This window comes from Parvibaculum sp. (assembly GCF_049672805.1).
GTDB lineage: Bacteria > Pseudomonadota > Alphaproteobacteria > Parvibaculales > Parvibaculaceae > Parvibaculum.
On record NZ_JBATWS010000154.1, the window covers coordinates 1 to 10181 of the forward strand.

At 59.7% G+C, this 10181-nt stretch carries 9 protein-coding genes and 1 tRNA gene; 1 reads left to right on the forward strand and 9 read right to left on the reverse strand.

The genetic code is table 11. From position 1 onward, the window contains the following. From WBF74_RS04945 to WBF74_RS04980, 8 genes are all read right to left on the reverse strand, one after another. A partial coding sequence (locus WBF74_RS04945; RefSeq protein WP_424436060.1) for an LON peptidase substrate-binding domain-containing protein occupies positions 1–395 on the reverse strand: 395 nt, incomplete at its 3' end. A 294-nt stretch (positions 396–689) separates the two neighbouring features. Beyond that, positions 690–1955 (reverse strand): ATP-dependent Clp protease ATP-binding subunit ClpX, encoded by a 1266-nt coding sequence (gene clpX, locus WBF74_RS04950; RefSeq protein ID WP_424436063.1) that lies wholly within the window; start codon positions 1953–1955, stop codon positions 690–692. A 325-nt stretch (positions 1956–2280) separates the two neighbouring features. Continuing rightward, the gene (locus tag WBF74_RS04955; RefSeq protein WP_424436066.1) at positions 2281–2904 is read right to left on the reverse strand and encodes an ATP-dependent Clp protease proteolytic subunit; all 624 of its coding nucleotides are present in this window, start codon (positions 2902–2904) and stop codon (positions 2281–2283) included. A 295-nt stretch (positions 2905–3199) separates the two neighbouring features. Continuing rightward, positions 3200–4483, reverse strand: coding sequence for a type III PLP-dependent enzyme (locus tag WBF74_RS04960; protein WP_424436069.1), 1284 nt, complete (start codon positions 4481–4483; stop codon positions 3200–3202). Between the two features lie 300 nt (positions 4484–4783). Next, complete coding sequence (gene tig, locus WBF74_RS04965) at positions 4784–6271, reverse strand: trigger factor (RefSeq protein ID WP_424436072.1); 1488 nt, start codon at positions 6269–6271, stop codon at positions 4784–4786. Positions 6272–6304: 33 nt separating this feature from the next. Continuing rightward, positions 6305–6389: transfer RNA gene (locus WBF74_RS04970), tRNA-Leu, on the reverse strand. A 117-nt stretch (positions 6390–6506) separates the two neighbouring features. Beyond that, entirely contained in the window at positions 6507–8009 is a 1503-nt protein-coding gene (locus tag WBF74_RS04975; protein ID WP_424436075.1) for an NAD(P)H-hydrate dehydratase, read from the reverse strand. A 76-nt stretch (positions 8010–8085) separates the two neighbouring features. Beyond that, a complete protein-coding gene (locus WBF74_RS04980; RefSeq protein WP_424436078.1) occupies positions 8086–8667 on the reverse strand; it encodes a histidine phosphatase family protein in 582 nt (193 codons plus the stop codon). A 159-nt stretch (positions 8668–8826) separates the two neighbouring features. On the opposite strand from WBF74_RS04980, the gene WBF74_RS04985 reads away from it, so the two are divergent. Then, a complete protein-coding gene (locus WBF74_RS04985) occupies positions 8827–9234 on the forward strand; it encodes a PH domain-containing protein (protein ID WP_424436081.1) in 408 nt (135 codons plus the stop codon). 100 nt (positions 9235–9334) lie between these two features. Here the strand turns inward: WBF74_RS04985 and WBF74_RS04990 are convergent, their stop codons facing one another. Beyond that, complete coding sequence (locus WBF74_RS04990) at positions 9335–9793, reverse strand: acyloxyacyl hydrolase (RefSeq protein WP_424436084.1); 459 nt, start codon at positions 9791–9793, stop codon at positions 9335–9337. Between the last annotated feature and the right edge of the window lie 388 nt (positions 9794–10181).

Below are 10181 nucleotides of genomic sequence, written 5' to 3' on the forward strand. Positions count from 1 at the left end.
CCCGTATCTTCCGCGATGGGTTCGACCTCGGCTTCGAAGAAGGCCTGATTGCCCGTATAATGCTTCACGCGCGCCCGGCGCACACCCTCGACCAGCACCTTGACGGTGTTGTCGGGGAGCTTCAGGAGCTGAAGCACGGTACCGATGGTGCCGATCTCGTAGATTTCATCCGTCTCCGGATTATCGTCGGCGGCATTCTTCTGGGCGACGAGCATAATCTGCTTGTCGTCCTGCATCACATTTTCGAGCGCCTGCACCGACTTTTCGCGACCGACGAAGAGCGGCACGATCATGTGCGGGAAAACGACAATGTCGCGGAGCGGGAGAACCGGGAGCACGAGCACCTCGCCCTTGCCCTGGCCTTCTGCCTGTCTGTTTTCGTCCTTGTCTGTCATGCTCACATACCTGCGTTACAAATGCCTGCCGCCCGTCGCGAGAACCAGCCTACCATTCGAATCTGAACGAATGCTGATTTGCCGCATGTCCGTCCAGAATAGCGGGATTCGGGGAAGCCGGGCGCGTATCGCAGCGACTTTGGACGGTTATCCACCGGGAACTTCCTGTTCCGGGGATCTGGTGCCTGACGGGCAGCCCTGTTGAAAAGAAAATGGCCTCGAACGCTCACGCTTTCAAGGCCACCTTCTGTGTCACAAAATGTCGCTTTTCGGCGCTATGCCGCTGCGTCAACCTCAGGCGGAGGTGCCCACATCCCCCTGCCTTTCGGCATAGATGTAGAGCGGGCGCGCCTTGCCTTCGACAACCTCGCCGCTGATGACCACCTCCTCGACGCCCTCCAGCGTCGGCAGGTCGAACATCGTATCGAGCAGGATCGCTTCCAGAATAGAGCGCAGGCCGCGTGCGCCGGTCTTGCGCTCGATCGCCTTGCGGGCGACGGCACGCAGGGCCTCGTCGGAGAAGGTGAGTCTCACATTCTCCATTTCGAAGAGGCGTTCATACTGCTTCACCAGCGCGTTCTTCGGCTGGGTGAGGATCGTGACGAGCGCTTCCTCATCCAGATCTTCCAGCGTCGCGAGGACCGGCATACGACCGACAAATTCGGGAATGAGGCCGAATTTGAGCAGGTCTTCCGGCTCGAGATCCTTCAGCACGTCACCTGTGCGGCGATCTTCGACATCCTGCACTTTCGCGCCAAAGCCGATGCCCGCACCCTTGCCGCGCTGGCTGATGATCTTTTCAAGGCCCGCAAAGGCGCCGCCACAGATGAACAGGATGTTCGTCGTGTCCACCTGCAGGAACTCATGCTGCGGGTGCTTGCGGCCGCCCTGCGGCGGCACGGAGGCAACGGTGCCTTCCATGATCTTCAGCAGGGCCTGCTGCACGCCTTCGCCCGACACGTCGCGCGTGATGGACGGGTTGTCGGACTTGCGGCTGATTTTGTCCACTTCGTCGATATAGACGATGCCGCGCTGCGCGCGTTCGACATTGTAGTCGGCGGCCTGAAGCAGCTTGAGAATGATGTTCTCCACATCCTCGCCCACATAGCCCGCTTCCGTCAGCGTGGTCGCGTCGGCCATGGTGAAGGGCACATCGAGGATGCGCGCCAGCGTCTGCGCAAGTAGCGTCTTGCCGCAACCCGTGGGGCCGATCAGCAGGATGTTCGACTTCGCCAGTTCGACATCATTGTTCTTTGCAGCGTGGTTCAGGCGCTTGTAGTGGTTGTGAACGGCCACGGAGAGCACGCGCTTGGCATGCTTCTGCCCGATCACATAGTCATCAAGAACCGCGCAGATTTCCTGCGGCGAGGGAACGCCGTCACGCGACTTCACCAGCGAGGATTTGTTTTCCTCGCGAATGATGTCCATGCAGAGTTCAACACATTCGTCGCAGATAAAGACGGTCGGCCCGGCAATCAGCTTCCTGACCTCATGCTGGCTTTTGCCGCAAAAGGAACAGTAGAGCGTGTTCTTGGAGTCGCCGCCGCTCACCTTACTCATAAGAACTCCTTAGTCACCCACGGGCCTTATCCTGCTCATCAGGATCAATGCACCAAAACCGTGCCTGCCTTCCAGAGCCCGATCAAGGAGCCCCTTTGTTCATTCACAAATGGGGTTCCGAAAACGCAGATCCAGACCTGCTTACTCAGCATCCATACGAGCATGTTATCCGGCGGGGGATCAACATTTCATTACCCGGAGCCCCCGGCCCTCGCTTCCGCCGGGAGGTTAACCCGGCGTTCGCAAGGCCCGGAAGCCGGCAAACCGGCTTGGGTAAAACCGCGATAGTCCGCGGAAAACATGCAAAACGAAGCTATTTTCAGGCTTACTTCGTCGTATCTGTCGGCCGCGCGACCCCTACATGGTCGATGATGCCGAACTCCTGAGCCCGCTCCGGGCTCATGAAATTGTCGCGCTCCAGCGCTTCCTCGACCGCCTTGAGGCTCTGGCCGGTGTGCTTCACATAGATATTGTTCAGGCGCTCACGAATCGCAATCGTCTCGCGTGCATGAATTTCAATATCGGTCGCCTGCCCCTGGAAGCCCCCGGAAGGCTGGTGAACCATGATACGCGCATTCGGCAGGGCATGGCGCATGCCTTTTTCGCCTGCGGCAAGAAGTAGCGACCCCATGGAGGCGGCCTGCCCCATGCAAACCGTCGCAACCGGCGGGCGGATATGTTGCATCGTGTCGTAGATAGCAAGACCCGATGTCACCACGCCACCCGGCGAGTTGATGTACATGGAGATTTCCTTCTTCGGATTCTCCGCTTCGAGGAAGAGAAGCTGCGCCGTCACCAGCATTGCCATGCTGTCTTCGATCGGGCCAGCAACAAAGATGATGTGCTCCTTCAGCAGGCGCGAGAAAATGTCATAAGCGCGCTCACCCCGGTTGGTCTGCTCGACGACCATCGGCACGAGGTTCATGTATGTATCGATGGGGTCTTTCATTTTCTCTCCTGGAGCATCGAACTTTGGAGGCTGATCCAGCCTGTTTAGCAGCGGGGGCCATTATCCTGCAAAGAGCGCACCGATAGTGCTCCCATGCAGAACGGCATGAAACTGAATAGTCCGAATCGGTAAATGGACGGTTCAGAACCTTAGCGCAAGCTATATGGGGACGGGAACGCCAGATTTCGCCCCCCTGCTGTGCAGGGTTTTTCACACCACCTGGATGCCGCCGAAAACCGCTGATTCCGTAGCGGAAGGGGCAAGCCTTGCGGCCTGCCCCCTCCCTTGAACCCGATCAGATGCAGATGCTGGCGAGCGGCGGGAAGCCGTTGAAGGAGACCGCCGAATAGGTGGTCGTGTAGGCGCCCGTGGCGAGAATCCAGACCTTGTCGCCTGCCTGCAGATCAGACGGCAGGCGGTAATCCGTCTTCTCGTAGAGAATGTCGGCGCTGTCGCAGGTCGGGCCGGCAAGCACGACCGGCGAGGTGTCGCCGCCATCTTTCGAGGTCAGCAGGCGGTATTTGATCGCCTCATCCATCGTCTCGGCGAGGCCGTGGAACTTGCCTGCGTCGAGATAGACCCATCGTCGCGCATCGTCGCCCCCCTTGTCGGAAACGAGCACCACTTCGGCCTGAATGACGCCCGCATCGCCGACCACGCCGCGCCCCGGCTCCACGATCACTTCGGGCATGTTCTCGCCGAAATGGCGCGCGAGCGCCTCGCGGATCGCCGCGCCATAGGCGGCAATCGAAGGTACGTCGGTGCGATAGCGCGACGGGAAGCCGCCGCCCATATTGACCATGCGCAGCGTGACGCCCCGCGCCTCCAGCGCGCCGAAAAGCGACAAGGAAAGCGCCAACGCCTTGTCATATTGCGTGAGGTCTGTCTGCTGCGAGCCGACATGGAATGAGACGCCATAGGCATCAAGTCCCAGTTCCTTTGCCTGCGCGAGCAGGTCCACGGCCATTTGAGGTTCGCAGCCGAACTTGCGCGAAAGCGGCCATTCCGCACCTTCGCATTCCATCAGTACACGGCAATAAACCCTGGAGCCGGGCGCAGAGCGCGCGATCTTTTCCAGTTCAGCCGCGCTGTCGAACGCATAGAGGCGCACACCCTTCGCAAAGGCATCCGCAATATCGCGTTCCTTCTTGATGGTATTGCCGAAGGAAAGCCGGTCCGCCGACACGCCATGCGCAAGGCAGAGATCAATCTCGCCCATGCTGGCCGTATCGAAGGAAGAGCCAAGCCCGGCAAGGCGCTCGATGATCTCATCCGCCGGGTTTGCCTTCACCGCGTAATAGATACGCGCGTCGGGCAGCGAGCGGGCAAGCTCCTCGAAATTATGGGCGACGATATCGACATCGACCACAAGGCAGGGAGAGGGAATCTCTGCGGTGGCAAGGTATCGCGCGATCTTGGGCGGCAGGCCGCCGCGCTCTGTCGGCAGCTCCGCTGCCTTCGGCACAAGACGCAGACGCGGCTTGCGGCGAGCGACGGTCTTCCTGGTCGACACGGAAGCGGTGGTGGATTTGGTGGAAATGCGCGAACGGGCACGGCGGCCCGGCTCGGAAGCGAACATCGTAAACACCCTTTTTCAGACCCGGCTCTTTCAGAAACCGGCGTGATCCAAAAAGGACGCTTTCCGTCGTTGCATAAACCTGCGATGGGCCAGCGGCACGTGCGTTGTGCGTCTTGTGATGCGCGGAGATATAGGTATCGCTGAGTCTGCGCAACATGTTTCTGTGCCGCGCGAAATATTTTTCAGTGCCTTCCCCGCGACGCGGCATCGCCATACGGAGGCCGCAATCCCTGCCCTCCGAAAACGGAAAAGGCCCGGCGATCAGCCGGGCCTTTTGTGTGTCTGAAGCGGATCCGCCGCTCAGTCTTCCTTCTTCTTGGCAGAAGACTTCTTGGCTGCTGCCTTCTTGGGCGCGGCCTTCTTCGGCTTCTCGTCGCCATGATCGTGGTCGTGGTCATGGTCGTGATCATGGTCATGATCGTGGTGATGATGATGGTCGTGATCATGCTCATCGGCATCGGGGTCCGTGAAGAGTTCTTCACGGCTGACCACCTTGTCGGTCACGGTTGCCAGTTCGGCGATGAAGTCCACCACCTTGTCTTCAAAGATCGGAGCGCGCAGTTCCTGAATAGCCTGCGGGTTCTGCTGGAAGAACTGATAGAGCTGACGTTCTTGACCGGGGAACTGGCGGGCACGCTCAGCCAGCGCCTGGTTCAGTTCCTGCTCCGTCACGGTGATCGAGTTCTTCTCACCGACTTCGGCCAGCACGAGGCCGAGGCGCACGCGACGTTCCGCAATCTTGCGGTATTCGGCGCGGACTTCCTCTTCCGGCTCGTCCAGATCAGCAAGCGTCTTGTTCTGGTGCTGCAGCTCATGCTCGAACTGGTGCCAGATCTGGTTGAACTCCTGCTCCACCATGGTCGGCGGCAGTTCGAAGTCATGAAGTTCGTCGAGCTTGTCCAGCATGGCGCGCTTCAGATGCTGGCGCGACATACGGGCGAAGTCGCTCTTCATCTGTTCGGTCAGCGCCTCACGGAGCTTTTCAAGGCTTTCAATGCCGAAGCGCTTGGCGAACTCGTCATCCACCTTCACTTCTGCCGGGGCCTTCACTTCCTTCACCTTGACCTCAAAGACAGCGTCCTTGCCGGCCAGATGTTCCGCACCGTAATCGGCCGGGAAGGTCACCTTCACTTCGACCTCGTCGCCAACGGCGGCGCCGACAAGCTGATCTTCGAAGCCGGGGATGAAGCGGCCCGAGCCGATTTCAAGGTTAGCGTCTTCTGCGGAGCCACCTTCAAATGCTTCGCCGTCGATCTTGCCGACGAAATCGAGCGTCAGAAGATCGCCCTTCTCGGCCTTCGCCCCCTCGGCGCGCGGCTCGAAGTTCTTCTGGTTCTCGGCGAGACGCTTCAGCGCCTCATCGACATCCGCATCGCTCACCTCAGCCGTGAGGCGTTCCAGCGTAACCTTTGAAAAATCAGCAATTTCAAAGGACGGGATTACTTCGAAGCTCACCTTGAAGGTGAGGTCGGCCTTGCCGTCGATCACATCCTGGATTTCGCCTTCGAGGTCGATGGAAGGCTGGAAGGCCGGGCGCAGCGCCTCATCCTGGATGGCCTTCTGGCTCGACTCGCCAACAGTCTCCTGAATGACCTCGCCCATGATCTGCTTGCCGAAGGTCTTGCGCAGATGGCTCACCGGCACCTTGCCGGGGCGGAACCCCTTGAGGCGCACCTGGCCCTTCATTTCTTCGAGCTTCGCGCCGAGTTTGCTTTCGAGATCCTGAGCGGGAACCTGAATCTTCAATTCGCGCTTCAGTCCATCCGCGTTTGTAACCGTGACCTGCATCGTCCAATCCGTTTGTGTGCCGGGCTTCCGGCCTGGTGCGGGCGGAGGGATTTGAACCCCCACGCCTTGCGGCACTGGAACCTAAATCCAGCGCGTCTACCAATTCCGCCACGCCCGCGAAAAGGGCTCTGGCGAGGCCCATCCAAGGCCAGCCGGTCCCCAATTTGGCGCTCTCTATATCAAGGGCATGGGGGGATTGCCAGCAAAAGCCGCGCCTTTGCCGCCCCAACTGCGTTTAAATGCGGCGGAGCAAATCCCGGAGCACGGCGGGCAGCATTTCCGGCAAATCCTCGGAGATGAGACCGGGGCCGAAACAGCGCCCCGCCTCCCCGTGAAGCCAGACAGCCGCAGCGGCAGCCTCGAACGGGGGCATGCCCTGCGCGAGAAGGCCGAGCGCGATGCCCGCCAGCACATCGCCGGAGCCTGCCGTTGCAAGTTCCGGCCCAGCATTCCGTGCAATGGCCACCCTTCCCTCCGGCGAGGCCACCACCGTATCGGCCCCTTTGAGGATGATGGTTGCGGCTGCTTCCGCCGCGGCCTTGCGAGCGCGCTCCGGCTTGGAGCCGCCTTCTGCGGCGATTTTCGGGAATAGCCGGGCAAACTCGCCTTCATGCGGTGTCATGATGACGGGGCCGGCAAAGTAACCCTTGATGGCAACGAAGAGATCGCGCGGGATTTCCGCGAAAGAGGTCAGCGCGTCGGCGTCCAGCACGATGGCCGTGCCGGAGAGAAGCGCCGCCAGCACATTTTCGCGCGTGGCTGGGCCGACCCCGGCACCGGGGCCGATAAGGAGCGCATTCTTGCGCTTGTCTTCGAGAATGGCGGTCAGGTCATCCGCGCCATCGAAAACCTGCACCATGATGGAAGTGAGGTGCGAGGCGTTGATGAGCAGCGCAGAGGGCGGCGAAGCAACCGTGACAAGCCCCGCGCCCGCCCGCAGCGCCGCCCGCGCACCGAGCCGCGCAGCGCCCGTATGCGATGCGCCACCGGAAACGACGACCGCATGGCCGCGCGTATATTTATGGCTGTCGAGCCTCGGGCGCGGAAAGGAGGCGGACCAGAGCGCGGGCTGGTTGAGAAAGGCTTCGGGCGCAATTTCCGTCAGCACATTTTCTGCGATACCGATATCGGCCACTTTCAGCTCACCTGCATAAAGTCGGCCCGGCAACAGCACATGGCCCGGCTTGGCCCGGAAGAAGGTGACAGTGAGCGCGGCCGCGAAGGCGATGCCGCGCACAAGCCCGCTATCGCCATCGATGCCGCTTGGCACGTCAACCGAGACGACAGGTACGCGCTCTTCGTTGATGCGCTGGATGAGTTCGGCGACCACGCCATCCACATCGCGCGAAAGACCAGCGCCAAAAATTGCATCAACGATGAGCGAAGCGCCCCTGCCCGCCTCTGACGTCAGCGGGTGAACGGCACCGGACCAACGATCCGCCGCGAGGGCCGCATCGCCTTTCAGCGCATCGCGCGCACCCAGCAGAAAGAGCGTGACGGGCCAGCCCTGGTCTGCCAGCAGGCGTGCGATCACAAATCCGTCGCCGCCATTATTGCCCGGCCCGCAGAACACGGAGACCGGGCCTTGCGGAAAGCGCGCTGTGATCGCTTCAGCGACGGCCCGCCCCGCATTCTCCATAAGCGTGATTCCGCTTGTGCCGCGCGCAATGGTCATCGCATCGGCGCGCGTCATCTCGGCGACAGTGAGCAGTTCAACAGAATCAGGCGGCATTTTCATGCCGCATCATAGCCATGCGATTGCGGCGGGAAAACGGAAGCTGCATCCGCCTCCCCGACCCCGCACGCGCTGCGGCCTAGTTGACCTTCGTTTCCGCCTCGCGGCCCTTCTCCACCAGCTTCAATGCGCTTCCATCTGTTTCGAAAACAGTGAGGGAGCAATTGTCGGGACGGAATGTGACGAGGCGGTTGTCTTCCGTCGCCCAGCCGGCAGCGACGTTGATGGCGATGAAATGCGAGAAGATGACGGTGTCTTCCTTCAGCTCCGTCAGAGCATCCACGACCGATTTGCGCCAGCCCAGCAGATCGACAGCACCATTGCCCGTGTTTTCCGGCAGAGCCGCATCATCCCATGTGCCGGACATGACGCGGAGAAGCCATGCGCCGCGCTTTTCCAGGTCTTCAACCGGAGACGGGATTTCGGCGACGCGCGTTTCAATGCGCGGTTCCGTGTTCCATTTCGTGGCAAGCGGAAGGGACGTTTCGCGGCAGCGGCGAAGCGGCGAGGACAGAAGCGGCAGCTTGCGACCCACGCGTTCTTCGACTTGCCGGGCAATGGCTTCCGCCTGCGCGCGCCCCTTCTCCGAAAGGCCGGGGTCGAGATCGGCTCCCCACCCTGCTGCGGCTTCCCCGTGACGGATCATGTAAATGGTGGGCATCCTCAACCCTTTAGATATTCAGAATCTGAAATTTGTAGAATGTTTTTTGAGGAGAGCGTGGGAATTGAAGTGGTCTGAAGAACGATGAAGAGTTAAGTTCATTATGTTGATTCATCGTGATCGCCTGACCGTTATTCACGCAAATGCAGGAGAGAAACAGTGGGGTATGTAGCCGAAATAATTGACTCCGATGAAAAAGTCATTGGCGAAGCAAGAATACATTGGATTTATCTTGTTATAGCCATACTAATCGCACTCATCGGACTGACGGTTGTGATAGGCCCCATAATCGCCATCTATATGTTTCTGAGCTATTATTTAAAAGAATTCGTTATCACCAATAAGCGTGTAATTTACAAACGAGGGGTTATATCCCGTCACGTTGATGAGATCGATATCAGACGAATAGAAGGCACAAATCTGCGACAAGGCCTTTTGGGCCGAATGCTGGGTTATGGGCGTGTAATCGTTCGGGGTACGGGCGTTGGAAATATAAATTTTCCGTTAATCGCGAGTCCGCTCGAATTTAAGCGCTTAGTGGACAAGACTTCCAACTCAGCCGATTAAATCCACTCACACAGGCGAAGGCCGGGCAATCGCCGACCCGCAGACCTGGCTCTGGTAACAGCCTCGCCGAACCTTGTCCGGCGAGGCTGTTACTCAGAGATCAGAAGGAATAGCCGAGCCGGACACCCGCATTCGTCAGACCGTCATTCTGGTCACAGAGCGATGCGTTGGACATATGCTCGACGCTTGCCATGATCGAGAGCTGCGGCGTGATGCGGTAGCCGATCGAAGCGCTTTCATGGAAGTTCGCGCGGCAGCCGAAATAGCGCTCATTGGGCGCATTGCCCTTCAGATTGCCGTCGTGCAGGGCGCCACCGACTGATACGTCCACAAAGAGATTGTCCGTCAGGTCAACGGTCCAGCCGAGCACGTCGAGATAGACGAAGCTCGTGCCACCATCACCGCTCAGCGTGCCGCCGAGACGCGGACGCGGATTGAACGCCCATGCCAGAAATGACGGCGTCTGAAAAACGATCTCGGCATTGATGTCTGCATGATCGTCCTCGCCACTGGAGCTGAACGTATCATGGGCATAGATACCGCCTCGGACTTCGCTCACGAAGGCAGATGCAGGAGCGGAGAAACCGGCACAACCGAGCCCTACGGCCAGCGCACCCGCGAGTACGCAACGTCCAAAAGTGTCAAAAATCACGGGGGGAGTCTCCTTGAATTCAAATTCTGACCTAGAGGCACCTTCGGCACCGAAGTCGAGACATGCCCGGACTCCGTCTCCGTCTCCCTGCCGAAAGCCGAACCAAACCTAGCACGCAGGCAGATAATGTTGTCAGTGCTCAAATGACAACACTTTCCGCTATTCCCGCGTGCGCCCTCTTCGGGCTGCTTATTCTGGCGTGAAAATGTTAACGCTGCCCTCCGCCCCGGCCACCACAGTGCCAGACCGGCCAAGCTGATCACGCTCGATGAAGTCGGCAAGGGTTGCAGGATCG